The following is an 18575-nucleotide window of genomic DNA, read 5'->3' as shown; positions in this document are numbered from 1 at the left end:
CGACCACGCCGCTCGCGGGTCGTGCCTCCCCGCTCACATCGGGGCTTCCCTTCGGTCAGCCTCGCCCGCCTCGCGGCTCGCTTTGCTCACCGATCGGTTCGTGGTCTCACGTTCGTTCGACCACGCCCCAAACATCCTTGTCGCCGCCCGCCGACCGCCCGACTATGCGCGAACTCGACTGCGATTTCTGTGGTGGGGGAGCCACGGGAGCCTACGAGGTCGTTCCCGCCGAACTGGACCCGACTTCGGACGAACAGGTACGCGTGGTGCTGTGTGAGAACTGCCGAGAGACGCTCGACGGCGTCCTCTCACCGCTGTTCGACCGTCTCGGCGTAGGAACACCGGTCGAACCGTCGTTCGCGTCCAACGCCGCCGGGCACGGTGTCCCGCCCGCGAGCGACGACGGGGCGGACGAACACGAGTCGACGGCGGAACACGCGGACCCGACCTTGACCGCCGATGCCGCCGGCCACGAGCGCCCTGATGCGAGCGCACCAGACGCCCCGACGGAGTCGACGGACGGCGCGGAGGCGACCGCCTCGAACGACGAGGACGCTGTCGCCGACGAACAGCAGGCGGCGCAGGCGTCTTCGACGACTGCCCGCGAGGAACCACAGCACTTCCGGAAAGTGATGCGCTTCCTCAACAACCGCGAGTTCCCCGTCGACCGCGCGGAGGTGGCGGAGTTCGCGGCGGGTGCGTACGATCTGGAAGACGACGAGGTCGACGAGATATTCGACTACGCAGTGGAGCGCGGGATTCTCGCGGATGAAGACGGACAGTTAGTGAAGGGCTGAGTCGGCGCCGTCGGTGCGACGCTACAGGTCGCCTTTCGTACTCGGCGTGTCGCTGCGGCGTTCGTCGAGGCGAGTCGCGTCGTCCATCGCTCGCGCGAGTGCCTTGAACAGCGCCTCCACTTCGTGGTGGGCGTTGACGCCGCGTTCGACCTCTGTGTGCAGGGTGAGCCCCGCGTTCATCGCCAGCGAGTACGCGAAGTGCCGCGCCATATCGCTGGTCATCTCGCCGACGGTGTCCTGTGAGAACTCGCCGACGAACTCGAAGTACGGTCGCCCGCTCACGTCCACGACGACGCCCGCGACTGCCTCGTCCAGCGGCACTCGTCGGTCGGCGTAGCGGTGGATGCCGCGCTTGTCGCCCAACGCCTCCGCGAACGCCTCGCCGAGTGCGATGCCCACGTCCTCGACAGTGTGGTGGTCGTCGATGTGGGTGTCGCCGTCACAGCGAACGGTCAGGTCGAACAGGCCGTGTTTCGCGAAGGCGGTCAGCATGTGGTCGAAGAAGCCCACGCCCGTCTCCACCTCGCCGTCGCCGTCGCCGTCGATAGCAAGGGTGAGATCGATGTCCGTCTCGGCCGTCTCACGCGTGACGGCCGCAGTTCGCTCGCTCATGCGCGAGGCGTCGGGACGACCGGGCAAGACCGTTCCGGCTCACCGGGCGCGTTCGCCCCGCCCGACTCAGACGGACTGCGCCTCAGCCAGCGTGAACGTCCCCTCGTACAGCGCGGTGCCGACGACGACCGCCGCCGCGCCCGCATCTCGAAGCACGCGGATGTCCTCCAGCGAGGCGACGCCGCCGGAGGCGACCACCGGGATATCGACAGCGTTGACGACGCGTTCGACCGTCCCGCGATTCACGCCTTCCATCTGCCCCTCCACGTCGACGTCGGTGAACAGAACCGCGCCTGCACCCAACTCCTCGTAGCGCCCGGCGGCCTCAGCGGGGTCGATGCCGGTCCCTTCGGTCCATCCCGAGACGACGACTTCGCCGTCTTTGGCGTCGAGACTCACCATCACGCTTCCGGGGTGTTCCTCGCTTATCTCCGCGACGATGTCGGGGTTCTCGACGGCGGCGGTGCCGAGGATGACGCGGTCGACGCCGCGGTCGAGGAGGTCGATAGCGTCCGCAGCGGTGCGGATGCCGCCCCCGAGTTGGACGGGTACGTCCACCGCGTCGAGGACGGCGTCGACGGCGGCGGCGTTCGCTCGCTCGCCTTCGAACGCGCCGTCTAAGTCGACGAGGTGGAGCGTCTCCGCGCCGGCGTCGACCCACCGCTGGGCCGCCTCGACAGGGTCGCCGTAGCGGGTGGCGGTGCCGCGTTCCCCCTGCACCAACTGGACGACCTCACCCTCCTGCATGTCGACTGCGGGGACGACTTCGAACTCCGGGAAGTGACCGTGACTCATACGCGACAGTGTGGCCGGGTGGTGGGTAAGTCGTTCGTCACCGGCGACAGTGCTGGTCGTCGTCGCCCAGTCGTCGTCGCGCAGTCCATCGTCACCGCTCGGTCGCCGTCGTGCGCTCGTCGCCGTACTTAACTCTCGACCCCGATATCACTCGTCAACGTATGACCGTCTACGAGTCCGACCTTCCGGGCGTCGGCAAGAAACACGAGATAGAGTTGGATGGCGGCGAGCGACTCGTCGTCGTCACGCACAACACCGGCAAGCGCGAGGTGTTCCGCCGCGAGTCGCCCGATGCCGACGCCGAGAAGGTGTTCGAACTGTCTGACGACATCGCGCGCACCGTCGGCACCATCCTCGAGGGCGCGTACTTCCAGCCAGTTCCGACCGGGAGCATCGAGACGGTCCTCGGCGGCGACGCCATCATCGAGTGGTACGAGGTGCCCGCCGGTTCGGAACTAGCGGGTGCGACCATCGCGGACGCACAGGTGCGCCAGCGAACGGGCGCGTCGATCATCGCGGTGCAACACGGCCCGGACGTGACGCCGAACCCTGCGCCGGACGACGACGTCCACGGCGGCGACACCGTCGTCGTCATCGGCTCTCGCGAGGAGATCGAGGCGTTCGAGACGGCGTTCATCGACGCCGACGACGCCGACGACGCCGACTGATGGTCGCGGAGTCAGGTGCGGTCACGGGCGGGCTTCACGGCCTGCTCTCGTTAGGCGTCGTGCTGTCTGCGGCGGCGGTCGCGGGCGCTCTCGGCCGTCGGCTGAGTTTGCCGAGCGTCCCGATGTACGTCCTCGGCGGCGTCGCCGTCGGGCCGTTCGTCGCCGGGCGGGCCGGACTCCCCGCGGTCGACCCCGCGGAAGTGACGACGCTCGCGGAGGTCGGAGTCGTCCTCCTGTTGTTCTTCCTGGGACTGGAGTTCAGCATCGACCGCCTCGTCGCCGCGCGTCGGAAACTCTCGGCGGCGGCGGGGGTCGACCTGTTCGTGAACTTCCCCATCGGTGTCGCCCTCGGCTTCCTGTTCGGCCTCGGGCCACTCGGGGCGTTCCTCGTCGGCGGCATCGTCTACATCTCGTCGTCGGCGGTCATCACGAAGTCGCTCGTCGACCTCGGTTGGATCGCCAACCCCGAAGCCGAACCCGTGTTGGGCGTCCTCGTCGCCGAGGACCTCGTCGTCGCCGTCTACCTCGCGTTGGCGGTCGCACTCGTCAGCGGCGGGTCGCCCGCCTCCGCGCTGCCACGCATTGGCGTCGCACTCGGCTTCCTGTTGGCGCTGGCGGTCGCCGCGCAGTTCCTCGCGCCGCGACTCGCGCCGATGCTCGGGACGAGCGACGAGGACCTCGTCATCCGAACGCTCGCGGTCGCACTCGTCGTCTCGGGGCTGGCGCTGTCGGTCGGGGCCAGCGAAGCGGTCGCGGGCTTCTTCGTCGGCGTCGGCGTCGGCGCGACGCCGCTACACGACCGGGTCGCAGACCGTCTCGCGCCGGTTCGCGACGCCGTCGCCGCGATATTCTTCGCGTGGATCGGTCTGCGGACGGACCCGATTGTCGTCGCCAGCGTCGCGGTACCCGTCGTTGTCGCCGCCGTCGTCTCGGGGCCGGCCAAACTCGCGAGTGGCGCGGCCGCCGGGCGACTGTACGGACTCACCAATCGCCGGTCGCTTCGGACGGGCCTCTCGCTCGTCGCCCGGGGAGAGTTCTCGCTCATCATCGCCGCGCTGGCGGCGCTCTCGCCGGATCCCGTCGTCTCGGAAGTCGTGCCCGCCTTCGCCGTCGGCTACGTCCTCGTGATGTCGTTCGCTGGAACGCTCGGGATGAGCGAGGCGGACCGAATCGAGCGACTGCTCGGCCTCGCCTCGTCCGAAAACGAGGCGTAGTTAGGCACTCGACGCCAGTCGACGGCGTCGCTGGTTTTTATCGCTGAGTATGGGTGCGAAACCGTCAAGTCACTTGCCTCTCTGACGACGGTTATGAGCGAGACGGTCGTCGCGGACTTCATCGGGCAGTTCCTCGCGCCTGGCGTCGAGGGTGAGCCACCGCGCGGCCGGATCATCCTCAGCCAGCGACGACTCGTCCTCGCGGCGGACGACTACAAAGAGACCATCCCGCTGTCGCAGGTGTTCGACGTGAAGGTGGGGCAGGTTCCACAGGAGATGGCGGGCTACTTCAACGACACCGTCACGGTCGCGTACAAGACGGGCGACAGTCGGGCGGTCGCCGCTATCGAGGGGAACGACACCAACATCGACCGCTTCGCGACGGTGCTGTTCAAAGTCCTGCTCAACGGGACGAAGGCGCTGACGCGCCACCCCGCGAAGATCGGCGGTCGCGTCGTCGACAGCGAGACGAACCCCGCCCGACTCGACGTGACGCAAGGGCACCTCACGTTCGAGCGGAGCGACGGCGACTCGTTCACCGTCGACCTCGGGAACGTCGTCGCGGTCGAACGCGCCCAGCGTGACATCGGAAACGGCACGCATCCGGTCATCTCGTTCCGGCACATCGAGGACGGCACGGCCGTCACCTCGCAGGTCGGGATGAACTCCGGGCGTCTGACCAACATCCTCGGGCGGTACATCCGCCTGCGCTACGCCGACGTACAGGAGGAACTCGAGGATATCGACCCGAGCGAGGACGAACTCGAAGTGCTCGTCGCGGCGTACTCTGCCGGGCCGGGCGTCTCGCTGGCGAAGGTCGTCGATATCGAGCCACAGCGACTCACGATGCTGTTGAACGGTCTCATCGACGAGGGCCTTCTCGTCGACACCGACGAGGGGACGAACCTCACCGCGAAGGGCCGCGTCGTCGTCGGCCAGCGCATCGAGTCGGTCAACACCTGAGTCGGCGGCGCTCACGCTCGTCGGTCTGGATGCCGTAGAACTCTGTACGGGAGCGCGACCGTCTACTGCTCGTTCATCGCCTCGCTGGCGATGTTGCGTCCGCGTGGCTCTAACGCGACTTCGCGGCGGGTGCGCACCTCTTCGAGCACCTCCGCTTCGATGAGGCGCTGGAAAATCTCTTCGACGCGGTCGACGCTCATCCCGAGGAAGTTGGGCACCTCGAACGAGGAGACGCCCGAGTACAGCGCCATCAACACCTCGCGCTCGGACTCGGAGAGTTCGACCGCGCCGCGATTGCGGTCGTGGCCCTGGCCGAGGTACGACTTCATCACCGCGATGAGCCACGGCTTCCCCGAGAGGTACGTCTGGACGCTCGTCCCCTCGTCGTCGGTGTGTTCGGCCTCGATGACCGGCGACTTCTCGCCCATCACGGTGCGTTCAGTCTCGTCTAGCGTGCCGATGTCGTCGAGTTCGAGGCGAACGAACGCGCCGCTTTGCTGCGCGATAGAGATGCCGTCCGCCTCCACTTTCACGCGGGCCTTCTCCCACTCGGTATCTTGGACGACGCCACCCCGAATCGCGGGGTGGCGAGCCTTGATCACCTTGCGGTCGAGGAACGCGCGGTACAGGTCCGTGCGGAACTCCTCGTGTTCTTCGGCGGCGATGAGGAACACGTCCTCGTCGATGCGGAGGCTGACGTAGTTCGAGACGCGCTGAATCTCCTGGTTCGCGTCGTAGCGCCCGCCGATGCCGTCGATAGACGACAGCGCGATAGTCCGTTTCCCGCCGTTGCTCACGAGGACGACCCGCTTGTTTGAGAGGACGACCCGGCCGTTCGTCCACGAGACGTCGTTGAGTTTCCGGCCGCCCTTCATCGCCTGCGCGAACTTCCCGCGCGTGTCGGCGACCTTGTACTCCTCGTCGCCGTCTCCTTGCTTGCCGCCGCCGCCCTTACCGTTTCGTTGACTACTGTTGCTCACTGTCTAACACCTCCAAGTTTCGACAGCGACGCGAACGCGCGCTTGCGGACCTGCTTGTCCACGTCGCTGTCGGTGATCGAATCCAGCGCCTCCTTCGCGCGGTCGCCGCCCACGTCGCCGAGGGCGTACGCCGCCTTCGCCCGCGCGTTCACGCTCGCGTCGTCGTCTTTCAGCACCTCGATGAGCGTCGACTCCACGTGTAGCCCTTCGAGGTTCGTGAGACTCGTCGCCGCGAACTGCGCGGTCATCTTGTCGTCGTCGTCGAGGGCGTCGATGAGTGCGTCCAGCACGTGGTCTGGCGGTTCTGCGCTCGTCACGCGCCCGAGGAACCACACCGCGTTGCGGCGCTGGCGCGCCTGTGTCGCGTCTTCGAGAATCTCCACGAGCGGTCCCAACACCGTCTCGTCGTCGGCGTCTTGCAACTCGGAGATGACGGCGTCGCGCACGGCGTGGCTCTGTTTCGTCGGGGCGTTCGCCAGCAGTTCGATGATGGAGAACACCGCCGCTCGCCGCACGGTGTCGTGTTCGTCCTCCAGTGCGCCCGCCAGTTTCGGCACCGGTTTCGCGGAACTCGCGTTTCCGAGCGCAGACGCCGCCAACCGACGCAGGCTCACGTTCTCGTCGTCGAGAAGGTCGAGCAACGCCGCCAGCGCCTTCCCCGTCGCGATGGAGCCGAGTGCGTCTGCGGCCGCCGCTTTCACCGCCGGGTGGTCGTCGTCGAGTTTTGCCTGGAGTCGGCCGACCGCCCGCCCGTCGCCGATGCGACCGAGGGCGAGACACGCCCGCTCCCGGACGCGCGGGTCCGGGTCGTCGAGACGTTTGGCGAGGGGGCCGACCGCGTCGGAGTCTCCCGTCCGGCCCAGTGCGTTCGCGGCGGCCATCCGGTACTCGGGGATGCTCGCCCCGTTGAGCACCTTCGCGAACGCCCGCGCCGCGGCCCAGTCTGCGGCGTTGGGGTCGATTCCGGTCTCTTTCGCGATGAGGCGTTCGAGACCGTTGCCGCCGAGGTCGTCGAGGCCGTCGACCGCCGCCGCCCGCACAGAGTCGTCGTCGTCCTCGCGTGCGAGGTGGATGAGGACGTCTATCGTCCGGTCGTCTTCGGGGTCGCCCACGTCGCCGAGCATCTCCGCGGCACGCCGGCGCACCGCCGCGCTGTCGCTGTTGCGGGCAGTGTCGGTGAGTTGCTCCATATTCCCGTCGCGGGCGAGCGTGTACAGCGACATTATCCCGTGTAGCGGTAGATCCGACTGCGTTTCTCGACTGGTTTGAACTCGTCGCGCATCCCCGGCGGTACCGTCTCCGTCTTCCCGAGGACGAGGTAGCCACCGGACCGCAGCGAGTCCCGGAGCGTCTCGAACAGCGGTTCCTTGTACTCGCTGTCGATGTAGATGAGGAGGTTCCGGCAGAACACCAGATCCATCCCGGACTTCGGCCCGTCGCTGATGAGGTCGTACGGTTCGAACGACACCCGCGACTTGACCGACCGCCGGACGCGAAAGACGTTCTCCTCGCGTTCGACGTACGCTTCCGGATCCGACAGCGGTGCGAGTTCCTCCTCGATGTCGGTCGTCCGCGTCGTCTCGTACACGCCTGCGCGGGCGGCATCGAGTGCCTCCTCGCTGATGTCGACGGCCGTAATCGAGACGTGTCGCTCGTCCACCTCGTCGTCGTCGGCCGCCAGCATCGACAGCGAGTACGGCTCTCGACCGTCCGCGCAGGGGGCGCTCCACACGTCGACGCCAGCGCGCCCGTTCTCCGCCGACAAGTCGCGCAACACCGAGCGCAGGTCTGCCCACATATCCGGGTCGCGGAAGAAGCCGGTGACGTTGACCGTCAACGCGTCCAGCAGGGCCTTCCGTTCCTCGTCGTCGCGTTCGAGGAGGTCGCGGTACTCGGCGTGGTCGTCGGCGTCGCGCCGTTGCATCCGCGCGGCGATACGCCGCCCGAGGTACGCCTCGTTGTAGTAGCCCGGTTCGAACGGTACCTCGTCTTCAACGAAGTCGATGACGCGGTGGAGGTCGTCGTCCTCGTCACCACGGCGACTCGCACGGCTCATCGCCGTCCTCCGAGCGTCTCCACGTCGAGGATGCTCACCACGTCTCCGTCGCCGAGGACTGCAGTCCCCGACAGCCCCGGAATCCCCGAGAGGATACCCTCCAGCGGTTTCACGACGACCTCCTCTTGATGGAGCACGTCGTCACAGTGGAGTGCGACCGGCCGCTTCTCGTCGTGGATTCGCAGGAGCATCCCGTCGGTGTCGACGTCGTCGGGGGTGACCGAGTCCTCGCCGCCGTCCGCAACGGCGCCGCTCGGTCCGCTGCCTGCGGCGTCGTCGAGGACCTCCCCGAGTCGCAAGACCGGGTAGATGTCGCCGTCGTGGCGCACTACCTCGTCGCCGTGGGCCACGTCGATGCCGCCCGCTCGGCTCACCTCCGCGATGTTCTTGATCGGAACGCCGTACTCGACGCCGTTCACTTCGATGAACATCACGCGGACGATGGCGACCGTGACGGGGAGTTTGATCTCGAAGCGCGTCCCCTCGCCGGGCGTCGACTCCAGCGAGACGCTCCCGTCGAGGTCTTTCACCGTCGTCCGCACGACGTCCATCCCGACGCCGCGCCCGGAGACGTCTGTCACCTCGTCGTTGGTGGAGAAGCCGGGGTGGAACACGAGTTCCCGTGCCTCAGCGTCGGACATCGCTTCCACCTCCGTGCGGGACTTCACGCCCTCTTCGACGGCTTTCTCGCGGAGGGCGTCGGCCTCGATGCCGCCGCCGTCGTCTTCGACGACGATGGTGACGTGGTCGCGTTCGCGGTCGGCGGTCAACTCGATGGTGCCCGTGCGAGGCTTGTCCGCGGCTTCGCGTTCGTCAGGCGACTCGATGCCGTGGTCGACGGCGTTGCGGAGGATGTGAACCAGCGGATCGCGAATCTCCGTGAGGATGGTGCGGTCGAGTTCGATGTCACGACCCTCAATGTCGAAGTCGACCTCCTTCGACTGGTCGCGCGCGAGGTCGCGCACGAGACGGGGGAACGTGTCGACGACCGCGGACAACGGGATGAGACGCATATCCATCACCGTGTCCTGCAGGTTCGTCGATATCTTGTCGAGTTCGTCGAGATTGTCTGAGTCGATGCCCGCCTCCTCCATTTCGCGACGGAGCTTGATCCGACTCGTGACCAGTTGCTCGACGAGGCCGTACAGGTCGTCCAGTTGCTCCACGTCGACTCGGACCGAGGAGATGCTGTCGGAGGTAGACGACCCGCCCGCGCCGCCAGCCGGAGATTCTCCGCCGGCGGCGTCATCCTCGTCGGAATCGGCGGTCGCGTCGTCGGTCGCGTCGGTGACGCCCTCCTCAGTTTCAGCCGGGGATTCTGCGCGCTCGTCTGTTGCCGTCTCCTCGTCGTCCGAGGCCGGGTCGACGGTGTCGACCGTCACCGACTCCACCTGGCTCACTGCACTCATCCCGGCCTCGACGGTGTCGGCGGCGTCGGCGGCGACGTACACGTCGAAGGTGTCCTCGAAGTCGCCGTCCTCGATGGTCTCGCGGTCGGGGTCGCAGGCGATGTCGCCGAAGCCCTCCTCGGCGGCCTCCAACACGAACAGCGCGTCGATGCCAGGCATCTCCGCGTCGCCGAGGTCCGTTCGAGCACGGTAGACGCCTTCGTCACCGGTGGGGGAGAGCCCGTGATCGAAGTCGATGGCGTCGCCGCCAGCGGCCGCGTCGTCACCAGTACCAGTCTCGGTCTCGGCGTCTGCGGTGGACCCTGCGGCTTCGTCGACCGCCGCGTCGTCGTCGCCGGCGTCGTCTTCGAGTGCTCCCTCGCCCTCTTCTGCGAGCGTTCGGAGGTCGTCCTCGACCCCGGTGGGGTCGACGGTGGTGTCGCCCGTCTCGTCGATTTCGCCGAGCATCGCGTCGAGGAGGTCGACCGCCTCGAACAGTCGGTCCATCAACGCGCCCGACACCTGCATCTCGCCGCCACGAACCTCGTCGAGGAGGTCCTCCATCGCGTGCGCGAGGCCGGAGAAGTCGCCGAAGCCCATCGCCGCGGCGTTGCCCTTCAGCGTGTGGGCGGTGCGGAAGATGGCGTCCATCGCCTCGGGGTCGTCGGGGTCGGATTCGAGCGCGAGCAGGGAGTTGTTGAGTTCGGTGATGCCCTCCTCTGACTCGCGGACGAACGCCCGAATGTGTGCTTCACTCATACGGTCTCACCCGTGATGCCGCCGGCAATATCGTCCAACGGCAGGACCGTGTCGACACAGCCAGTCTCCGCGGCGCGTTTCGGCATCCCGTAGACGACGCTCGTCTCCTCGTCTTGCGCCAGGACGCGCCCGCCAGCCTGCGCGAGCGCCTGTACCCCGTCGCTGCCGTCGGCGCCCATCCCAGTGAGGACGACCCCAATCAGCGGGTCGTCGACCACGTCCGCGGCCGACTCCATCGCGACGTTCACCGAGGGGCGAACGCCCTGGCCGCGCTCCTCGTCGAACACCTTCAGGCGGAGGCGGCCGTTGCGTGCGCTCCCGATTTCGAGGTGGTGGCCGCCGCGTGCGACGGCGAGTTCACCTTTGCCGAGGCGCATTCCGTCTTCGGCCTCGACGACCGACAGGTCGCAGGCCGCGTCCAGTCGTTCCGCGAACCGCCCGGTGAACGCCTCGGGCATGTGCTGGACGACGACGCCACGGAGGTCCGCGTCGCCGGGGAGCGCCGAGACGACCCGTTCGACGGCGTCCGGCCCGCCCGTCGACGACCCGATGACCAACGTCGTGTTCGGTTCGATGGCCGTCGTCGACCGTCCACGAGGTGCACTCCCGGCGGCAGTCGTCGCCGCGGCGGCCGCCTCGGTTCGGCGACTCCGCCCCGTCGTCGAGATGTCCGCCTCCGCGACCGAACGCACTGTCTCGACGAGCTGTTCTTCCATCCGGGAGACGCCCATCGACACCTCGCCGCCGGGCTTGGCGAAGAAGTCGACCGCGCCGGCGTCCAGCGCCGCAAACGTCTCTTCTGCGCCCTCGGCGGTGTACGCTGACAGCATCAGCGTCGGCGTCGGGTGGTCTGCCATCAGTCGCTCGACCGCCTCGATGCCGTCCATCTCGGGCATCTCGACGTCCATCGTCACCACGTCGGGGTCGGTGTCGGCGACGACCGACAGCGCCTCTCGCCCGTCTCCCGCCTCCCCGACGACCTCTACGCCCCCGGACTCCAGAATGTCCGCGATGAGCCCCCGCATAAATCTGGAGTCGTCCACGACGACCGTCCGCGGCGAACGCGCGCTCACGGCGCACCCCCAGCCGACCGTGTGGCGTCTCGAATCATGTTCTCGGCTACCGATACGCCGTTATTGAAGGCTCCGTCCCGAATTTCAGGGCTGATAGTTCGTGGGCTAGCGTTAAGCGACAGGATTTGGGGATCAGAGGTATGGCAAGCAGTCAGCGGTCGGCCGACGCCGAGGTCGACGCCGAGGCAGAGACCACGCAGGTCCTCGAGTTCGGACTGGGCGAGGAGACGTACTGTCTGGATATCGCCTACATCGACGAGATCGTGGATGCGGGCGACCTCACGGCGATTCCCAACTCGCCGCGCCACGTCGAGGGTGTGATGGACCTTCGCGGAAAGACCACGACGATCATCGACCCGAAGACGCTGTTCGGCATCACTGGGGCGGGTGCTCGCGAGCGTATCATCGTGTTCGACCCCGAGGAAGTCGACGACGGGGGGACTGTCGGCTGGGTCGTCGACGAGGTGTTTCAGGTGCGTGACGTCGCCGCCGACCAAGTAGACGAGGCGACCACCGCGAACGACGACTCCGTCCGCGGTATCGTCAAAGGCGACGACCGCTTCGTCGTCTGGGTCGAGCCCCGAACCGAGTGAGTCACTATCAGCATTGAGTCTCGGGGGAGAGTCCTTATGACGGACCTCGTTCGGCTATGAGTATGCGCGTATCGAGTGGCGTTTCGGGCTTCGACGACCTCGTCGGTGGTGGCCTTCCGGGGGAACGACTCTACGTCGTCTGCGGGCCGCCGGGGAGCGGAAAGACGACGTTCTCGGCGCAGTTTATCGCCGAAGGAGCCGCCGCTGGTGACCGATGTCTGTTCATCAGTATGCACGAGAGTCGCGAGGACCTGGAGCGAGACATGAGTTCCTACGAGTTCGGATTCGAGGAGGCGCTGGAGTCGGGTGCAGTGACGTTCCTTGACGCCTTCTCGTCGGAGGGCAAGCGGTTCTTCGGGATGCCCGGCGACCGCCGTGACGTCAACAGCGTCACCAACCGGATCAGTTCGTTCATCGAGTCGCGAGACATCGACCGCGTCGTCATCGACTCGACGATGCTGTTGCGGTATCTGCTCGACGACTCCGACAACACCGTTATGCGGTTCCTCTCGTCGCTCAAACGGACGAGTGCGACGACGTACCTCATCTCCGAGATGACCGACCCGTCGGCGTACGCGGACGAACACTTCCTCGCTCACGGCGTCGTCTTCTTCCACAACTATATGGAAGAAGACGGGATGCGACGCGGCCTGCAGGTGGTGAAGATGCGCGGGGCCGACGTCGACACCGACATTCAGGACCTGGCGTTCACCGACACCGGACTGGTCGTCGGTGACGGCCGGGTAGTCACCCACTGATGTACGAAGAACGACTGGGAACCGACTGGGAAGATATCTCCGGAGAGGAGGCGATCAGTCGGGCGTACGCCCTCGGCGTCGCCGCCTCGTTCGGCTACGAGAACCGCGAGGAGTTCACGCGGCTTCGGGACTCGATCGACTCCTCGTACGACCGCAGTATCATCGAACTCGCGTACCAAGAGGGCAAACAGGAAGCCGCAGTCGTTCGCTCGGAACACGAGGACGACGCCGACGACGAGTCGGTCTGGGATCACCTGGTCGAAGGAGGTGTCCCACCGGGACCACTCGACGCTCGAGACGATCCGGCCACAGAGATGTCTCCGGCGGGACAGTCGATCGGTGCGACCGACTTCCCGGCGGCACTCGAACGTGCCGGACTCCTCGACGGAGGCGAGGACCTCGGCTCGCTCGGGTTCCCGTCGGCGCTCGGACGGCCGAATAGTCGTGAGAACGACTCCTCGGAGGAGAGATGACGGGGGCGGTCGCAGTGTCTCACCCGGTGACTACCGGTCCGCTGGTGAGGGATCGGCTCGAACCTATCATCCACAGTGACGGGGCAGAATCGTGACGCTGTACCGTTCGGAACTGTCGATTCCGTCGGTTTGGACAAAGGTTTTAGCCGTCCGTCGCCTCGTGGCGCGTATGTTGGAGGACGCCCCGCTGTCACTCGACGGGGGCGGAGGAGGGCAAAGTCTCCTCATCGCCGGTCCCCCGATGACCGGCAAGTACGACCTAATGCTGCGCTTGCTTGCCGACGTCGGCGAGCGAGCCGTCCTCATCACCACCGGCGACCCGGCCGACCAGATTCGCGCAGACTACGCTGAGGTTGCAGACGTCGCGCCTGAGTCGGTCGGCGTCGTCGACTGCGTCTCGAAACAGCGCGGTGGCGACCTCGTCCAAGACGACCTCGTCCGGTACGCGTCGTCGCCGAAGAACGTCACCGACATCGGGATGAAGTTCACCGACGTGTACGAGGTGTTCCGCGAGATGGACACCACCGTCGGCGTGGGCGTCCACACGCTGTCGGAACTGCTGATGTACCTCGATCCGCAGGACGTCTACCAGTTCGTCCGTGTGCTCACGCGACAGGTAGAGAGTGAGGGCTGGACCACCGTCGCGGTCATCAACTCCACGATGCACGACGAACAGGTGTTGCACACGATGTACGAACCGTTCGACACCGTGATCAACACCCGCGAGGAGAATGGCGCACGCGAACTCCGCGTCCGCGACCGTCGGCAGGCGGCGACGGCGTGGACGACGTTCTGATCGGGTCGGTTCGCCGCCGGTGTCGATCTGTTCTGCGTCGTACCTACGACACTGTCGCCTGATACGTTAGCTGCCCACCCTCCTCGATTTCAATCTCGAGGGCACTCGTCGAAGGGCTGAGTCCAATCTCCGCACGCTCGCCACCCTCAATCTCGAACGTGGCGTCGTACGCGACGCCCCGTCGTCGGTCGAGACGCAGCTGTTCGGCCGTGTCGGGACCCATTTCGAACTGCTCCGACAGTTGCGTGGCTCCTGTCTGCGTGTTCGTCACGGTGACTGTGAGTTGCTGTGAGCGGTCTGTTCGATTGAATATCGAGATGGAACTTGGCTCCGCACCGAGTCCGAGACAGCCCGCAGCGAGGACACACCCAGAGAACCCACCGACGATCAGTTCTCTGCGTTCCACTACGACTCACCCCCGGCGTCGGCTACGTTCACGGACCACCCAAACGGCAGGCCACCAGAAAAAGCCACACTGTGTGACGAGTGCGAGCCGATTCAGCAATTCCATATCGCGTCTTTCGGTTTACAGCGGCCGACCGTCGGGCTTACACCTACGCCCACGGATCGTCCGACAATGGCCGACTTCGACCCCGAGCAGTTCGAAGACAAGTACGCGAACTACTTCCCAGAACTCCAGCGGGCGTACAAGAACGCCTTCGAGACGATGAACGACCAGTTCGACTCGGAGTTGATCCACGCCATCGACCAGCAGATCCTCAACGAGTCAGAGCCGTTCTACGACGAGGAGACGGGCACGTTCACCGTCGAACTCCCCGAGAACCCGACCGACCGCCTGACGGCGATCGTCGTCGACGACGAGAAACTGACGGAGACGCTCGACCGCTACGTCGCAGAGATCGAATCGCAGTTGTACCGCGTGTTCGGCCTCGACGCACCCGAGGAGTGAGTCGACGGCCGCGATACTCCGGCTAGCACAAGCTTGAAACCCTCGTGCCGCCAACTCGCCAGTAATGAGCGCCGACTCTCAAGACGACGGCGGCGAGGACGAACTGCGCGAGCGCGTGACGAACTTCCTGCGCCGTAACTTCCCGCAGATCCAGATGCACGGCGGGAGCGCGGCCATCCAGCACCTCGACCGCGAGACGGGCGAGGTCCACATCTCGCTGGGCGGTGCCTGTTCCGGCTGTGGCATCTCCCCGATGACGATCCAGGCGATCAAGTCGCGGATGACGAAGGAGATCCCCGAGATCAACGAAGTCATCGCCGACACCGGGATGGGGTCGGGCGCCGACGGCGACCTCGGTGGGATGAGCCACTCCGACGGCGGAATGTCTCCGTCGTTCCCCGGCGAGTCCTCCGACGGCGAGGACGACGAAGGGCCGCAGGCTCCCTTCTGAAGCCGGCCGACTCGCCCGATTCGGTGTCGCCGCCGACCGTTACCGCTTTTCGTGACCGACGCTCGTTTCGAGCGACTGCTTTTCGGCGACCCGTTACGTGAGTCACTTCTCGGGGCGTAGCGGCGCGAACGACCGCCGCTGACGCTGTCTGTGGCGCGATTCTCTGTATCGTGGTCAGGCTGCCAATCGACTCGATAAATCGCATACTGCAATATCGAATATCGTCGCCGCCGTAACTCACGCTCCAACGAGACCAGAAGAGGGATTACCGGCGAGTGGGATTCGGTGGGTATGAGCGACGACTCGCCCGGAAACGTGCTGTTCGTCGTACTCGATACGGTCCGGAAGGACCGACTCGGACCGTACGGCTACGACGGCAGGACGACGCCGGGGTTGGACGCCTTCGCCGAGGAGGCGACCGTCTTCGACCAAGCGGTCGCGCCCGCGCCGTGGACGCTGCCAGTCCACGCGTCGCTGTTCACCGGAATGTACCCGCACCGACACGGCGCAGACCAAGAGAATCCGTATCTGGAGGGGGCGACGACGCTCGCGGAGACGCTCTCGGCGGCGGGCTATCGAACGGCGTGTTACTCTTCGAACGCCTGGATCACGCCGTACACTCACCTCACCGACGGCTTCGACGACCAAGACAACTTCTTCGAGGTGATGCCCGGCGACCTCCTGTCGGGACCACTCGCCAAGGCGTGGAAGGCGATGAACGACAACGAGGCGCTGCGAACAGTCGCAGACAAACTCGTATCGCTGGGGAATGTCGCCCACGAGTACCTCGCCAGCGGCGAGGGGGCCGACTCGAAGACACCCGCCGTCATCGACCGCACGAAGTCGTTCATCGACGACAGCGAATCCGCAGACGACGACTGGTTCGCGTTCATCAACCTGATGGACGCCCACCTGCCGTACCATCCGCCGAAAGAGTACGTCGAGGAGTTCGCCCCCGGCGTCGACTCGACAGAGGTGTGCCAGAACTCCAAGGAGTACAACGCCGGTGCTCGCGACATCGACGACGACGAGTGGGACGCCATCCGCGGTCTCTACGACGCCGAAATCGCCCACATCGACGACCAACTCACCCGCCTGTTCGACTGGCTGAAGGAGACCGACCGCTGGGACGACACCGCCGTCGTCGTCTGCGCGGACCACGGCGAACTCCACGGCGAACACGACCTGTACGGCCACGAGTTCTGCCTGTACGACCAGTTGATCAACGTCCCTCTGCTGGTCAAACACCCGGAACTCGACGCCGACCGCCGCGAGGACACGGTCGAACTGCTGGACACCTACCACACAGTCCTCGACACGCTCGGCGTCGAGGGCGGCACGCCGGCCAGCGACGACGAGGAGGCGGTCGCACTCGACCGAACCCGCTCGCTACTGTCGGCCGACTACCGCGAGTTCGCGGGCGTCGACGACGCCGACCGCGACCCCGGACAACGGGCCTCGTCAGACGGCGACTTCGGCTTCGTGGAGTACTCTCGTCCGGTTGTCGAGTTGAAGCAACTGGAGGAGAAGGCTGCCAGCGCCGGCATCGAGTTACCAGAGGACTCCCGCTTCTACTCGCGGATGCGCGCCGCCCGAAGCACGGACGCGAAGTACGTCCGCATCGACCGCGTTCCCGACGAGGCGTTCCGCCTCGACGCCGACCCTAACGAGGATCGGAACCTCGCGAGTACGGTTGGAACTGACGGCGCAGACGACCGAATCGCAGAGGCAGAGGCACGCCTCGGCGAGTTCGAGGCGGCCGCGGGTGGCGCGTGGACCGACGCCGCCGCCGGCGAAGTGACGGACGACTCGCTGGAGGAGATGGACGACGAGGCGACCGAGCGACTCCGCGACTTGGGCTACGTAGAGTAACTTCCGAATCGCACTGTCGTCATCCGATTTTACTGAACTCTCGTTACAAAGAGAAATCGCTGTGCGTAACCGCTATTCGGAGCATATCTCTTCGCTGTCAGCCCGCTCTGCTCGTCGGTTCTCCCACACGCGGAGGAGATCCGCCATCGTCTGATTCGTCGGCGCGTCGATAGCGTGGTCGGCGGCGTAGTCGACCACCGCGCCGTTGATGGCGTCGACCTCCGTCCGGGTTCCGCGCTCTACGTCCTGTCGCATCGACGACCGATTCCCGGCGGTCTCGGCGACGACCGTGTCGAGGGCGTCGACGGCGGCGAAATTCGAGAGGTCGACGCCCTCTGCGCGGGCGACACGGGCGGTCTCGCGTGCTGCCCGGTGTGCGACGTCGGCCGCGGGGCCGTCCGCAAGCGCGCCGTTTCGGACCCGCGCGAGCGCCGTCACGGCGTTGATGCCGGCGTTGACGGCGAGTTTCTCCCAGCGTCTGCGGGGCATCTCGGCGTCGGCCGTACAGTTGAGACCCGCCTCGCGGAACGCGCGGGCGACGCGGTCGGCCCGGGCCGAGTCGCCGCCGCCGAGTTCGCCGACGTGGATCCGTCCGACACCGGTGCAGCGGACGACGCCGGGGGCGGGCAGTTCCGCAGCGTAGGTAGCAGAGCCAGCGAGGACGCGGTCGCCGAGGCGGTCGACTAGCAGTTCCTCGGGTAGGCCGTTCGACAGCGAGCACACCACCTCGGGGTCGCCGGTGGCGAGTGCGTCGGCGGCCGCCTCGGTGTCGTACGCCTTCACGGTGACGAGCGCCAGGTCCGCGGTGAGGTCGTCGGGTGTCGGGTCGGTTGTCGCCCGCGGGCGAACGTGGCCGTCGAGTTCGCCCTCGATGCGGAGGCCCTGACCGGCGATCCGACGGGCGTGCGGGTCGCGAGCGACGAGGGTGACGTGGTGCTCGCGGGCGAGCATCCCCCCGACGAGACTGCCGAGTGCACCCGCGCCGAACACGACGATGTCCATATCCGTGGATGAGCGTGGGAGGAAAAGAGCGGTCCGGTCGGCCGCCGACCCAGCGTTCGCGACGATTCAGTCTTCTGCCCAGTAGTACAGCTCTTCCCGCGGCGCGTCGCAGTCGGGGCAGTTCGCGGGGAGGTCTCCCTCGATCTGTCCCATCGCGCCGCACTCCCAGCAGCGCCACATCACGTACGCCTTCCCGAAGATGTCGCGTGCCTCGTCGAGCGTCACCGCGCCCGCGCCTTCTTGTGCGAGGACGTAGAACCCGGCGTCGTCGACGCCGCGAACCGTCCCGAGTTCGTTGCCGTCGACGTCGTACACTGACTGCCCAGCCGAGATGTCGGTGAGTCGGACGTCCTTGTCAGTCTGTTCGGTTGCCATAGGTGTCAGTACGCCATCTCGTGTGTTAACTCGTATCGAG

The 18575-nt window shown here is 66.5% G+C and carries 21 protein-coding genes; 11 read left to right on the top strand and 10 right to left on the bottom strand.

Going from position 1 to position 18575, the window contains the following annotated elements; all coding sequences use genetic code 11:
- The first annotated feature begins 164 nt into the window (after positions 1–164).
- Complete coding sequence (locus P0D77_RS02025) at positions 165–797, top strand: DUF8528 domain-containing protein (protein WP_277554486.1); 633 nt, start codon at positions 165–167, stop codon at positions 795–797.
- Between the two features lie 21 nt (positions 798–818).
- Here P0D77_RS02025 and hisB read toward each other — a convergent pair whose 3' ends face one another.
- Both hisB and hisA read right to left on the bottom strand, forming a co-directional pair.
- Positions 819–1409: an imidazoleglycerol-phosphate dehydratase HisB gene (hisB, locus tag P0D77_RS02020; protein WP_277554485.1), complete on the bottom strand. Its 591-nt coding sequence runs from the start codon at positions 1407–1409 to the stop codon at positions 819–821.
- Between the two features lie 66 nt (positions 1410–1475).
- A complete protein-coding gene (hisA, locus tag P0D77_RS02015; protein ID WP_277554484.1) occupies positions 1476–2204 on the bottom strand; it encodes a 1-(5-phosphoribosyl)-5-[(5-phosphoribosylamino)methylideneamino]imidazole-4-carboxamide isomerase in 729 nt (242 codons plus the stop codon).
- Positions 2205–2365: 161 nt separating this feature from the next.
- Here hisA and P0D77_RS02010 point away from each other — a divergent pair, with 161 nt between their 5' ends.
- From P0D77_RS02010 to P0D77_RS02000, 3 genes are all read left to right on the top strand, one after another.
- Positions 2366–2872, top strand: a complete 507-nt coding sequence (locus P0D77_RS02010; RefSeq protein WP_277554483.1) for a cation:proton antiporter regulatory subunit — start codon at positions 2366–2368, stop codon at positions 2870–2872.
- A complete protein-coding gene (locus tag P0D77_RS02005) occupies positions 2872–4086 on the top strand; it encodes a cation:proton antiporter (protein ID WP_277554482.1) in 1215 nt (404 codons plus the stop codon). Before P0D77_RS02010 ends, P0D77_RS02005 begins: the two co-directional genes overlap by 1 nt.
- Before the next feature lie 93 nt (positions 4087–4179).
- On the top strand, positions 4180–5049 hold the full coding sequence (locus P0D77_RS02000) for a CheF family chemotaxis protein (protein ID WP_277554481.1): 870 nt from the start codon (positions 4180–4182) through the stop codon (positions 5047–5049).
- Positions 5050–5111: 62 nt separating this feature from the next.
- Here P0D77_RS02000 and P0D77_RS01995 read toward each other — a convergent pair whose 3' ends face one another.
- From P0D77_RS01995 to cheB, 5 genes are read right to left on the bottom strand one after another with little or no spacing between them, the layout of a single operon-like run.
- Positions 5112–6029: a CheF family chemotaxis protein gene (locus P0D77_RS01995; RefSeq protein ID WP_277554480.1), complete on the bottom strand. Its 918-nt coding sequence runs from the start codon at positions 6027–6029 to the stop codon at positions 5112–5114.
- On the bottom strand, positions 6026–7252 hold the full coding sequence (locus tag P0D77_RS01990) for a HEAT repeat domain-containing protein (protein ID WP_277554479.1): 1227 nt from the start codon (positions 7250–7252) through the stop codon (positions 6026–6028). Before P0D77_RS01990 ends, P0D77_RS01995 begins: the two co-directional genes overlap by 4 nt.
- Positions 7252–8085, bottom strand: coding sequence for a CheR family methyltransferase (locus P0D77_RS01985; RefSeq protein ID WP_277554478.1), 834 nt, complete (start codon positions 8083–8085; stop codon positions 7252–7254). The genes P0D77_RS01990 and P0D77_RS01985 overlap by 1 nt, the downstream gene beginning before the upstream one ends.
- Positions 8082–10232 carry a chemotaxis protein CheA gene (locus P0D77_RS01980; protein ID WP_277554477.1) on the bottom strand — a complete coding sequence of 717 codons (2151 nt, stop codon included), beginning with the start codon at positions 10230–10232 and terminating at the stop codon, positions 8082–8084. The genes P0D77_RS01985 and P0D77_RS01980 overlap by 4 nt, the downstream gene beginning before the upstream one ends.
- Entirely contained in the window at positions 10229–11305 is a 1077-nt protein-coding gene (cheB, locus tag P0D77_RS01975) for a chemotaxis-specific protein-glutamate methyltransferase CheB (protein WP_277554476.1), read from the bottom strand. Before cheB ends, P0D77_RS01980 begins: the two co-directional genes overlap by 4 nt.
- A gap of 140 nt (positions 11306–11445) precedes the next feature.
- On the opposite strand from cheB, the gene P0D77_RS01970 reads away from it, so the two are divergent.
- From P0D77_RS01970 to P0D77_RS01955, 4 genes are all read left to right on the top strand, one after another.
- Positions 11446–11898, top strand: a complete 453-nt coding sequence (locus tag P0D77_RS01970) for a chemotaxis protein CheW (RefSeq protein WP_277554475.1) — start codon at positions 11446–11448, stop codon at positions 11896–11898.
- 62 nt (positions 11899–11960) lie between these two features.
- Complete coding sequence (locus P0D77_RS01965; protein ID WP_277554474.1) at positions 11961–12656, top strand: RAD55 family ATPase; 696 nt, start codon at positions 11961–11963, stop codon at positions 12654–12656.
- Complete coding sequence (locus tag P0D77_RS01960) at positions 12656–13129, top strand: DUF8057 family protein (protein ID WP_277554473.1); 474 nt, start codon at positions 12656–12658, stop codon at positions 13127–13129. The genes P0D77_RS01965 and P0D77_RS01960 overlap by 1 nt, the downstream gene beginning before the upstream one ends.
- Before the next feature lie 169 nt (positions 13130–13298).
- On the top strand, positions 13299–13925 hold the full coding sequence (locus P0D77_RS01955; protein ID WP_277554472.1) for an RAD55 family ATPase: 627 nt from the start codon (positions 13299–13301) through the stop codon (positions 13923–13925).
- A 43-nt stretch (positions 13926–13968) separates the two neighbouring features.
- On the opposite strand, the gene P0D77_RS01950 is transcribed toward P0D77_RS01955, so the two are convergent.
- On the bottom strand, positions 13969–14331 hold the full coding sequence (locus tag P0D77_RS01950; protein WP_277554471.1) for a hypothetical protein: 363 nt from the start codon (positions 14329–14331) through the stop codon (positions 13969–13971).
- A 171-nt stretch (positions 14332–14502) separates the two neighbouring features.
- Between P0D77_RS01950 and P0D77_RS01945 the strand changes: the two genes are divergently transcribed.
- From P0D77_RS01945 to P0D77_RS01935, 3 genes are all read left to right on the top strand, one after another.
- Positions 14503–14835, top strand: coding sequence for a DUF5783 family protein (locus P0D77_RS01945; RefSeq protein ID WP_277554470.1), 333 nt, complete (start codon positions 14503–14505; stop codon positions 14833–14835).
- 64 nt (positions 14836–14899) lie between these two features.
- A complete protein-coding gene (locus P0D77_RS01940) occupies positions 14900–15286 on the top strand; it encodes a NifU family protein (protein WP_277554469.1) in 387 nt (128 codons plus the stop codon).
- A 291-nt stretch (positions 15287–15577) separates the two neighbouring features.
- Positions 15578–17158, top strand: a complete 1581-nt coding sequence (locus tag P0D77_RS01935) for a sulfatase (RefSeq protein ID WP_277554468.1) — start codon at positions 15578–15580, stop codon at positions 17156–17158.
- Positions 17159–17230: 72 nt separating this feature from the next.
- Here the strand turns inward: P0D77_RS01935 and P0D77_RS01930 are convergent, their stop codons facing one another.
- Together P0D77_RS01930 and P0D77_RS01925 are read right to left on the bottom strand one after the other, a co-directional pair.
- Complete coding sequence (locus tag P0D77_RS01930; RefSeq protein WP_277554467.1) at positions 17231–18160, bottom strand: ketopantoate reductase family protein; 930 nt, start codon at positions 18158–18160, stop codon at positions 17231–17233.
- 66 nt (positions 18161–18226) lie between these two features.
- On the bottom strand, positions 18227–18535 hold the full coding sequence (locus tag P0D77_RS01925) for a DUF7130 family rubredoxin-like protein (RefSeq protein WP_277554466.1): 309 nt from the start codon (positions 18533–18535) through the stop codon (positions 18227–18229).
- Positions 18536–18575 lie beyond the last annotated feature (40 nt).

It is taken from the genome of Halobaculum limi (assembly GCF_029490015.1).
Lineage (GTDB): Archaea > Halobacteriota > Halobacteria > Halobacteriales > Haloferacaceae > Halobaculum > Halobaculum limi.
This window is presented reverse-complemented; position numbering and strand designations above follow the sequence as displayed.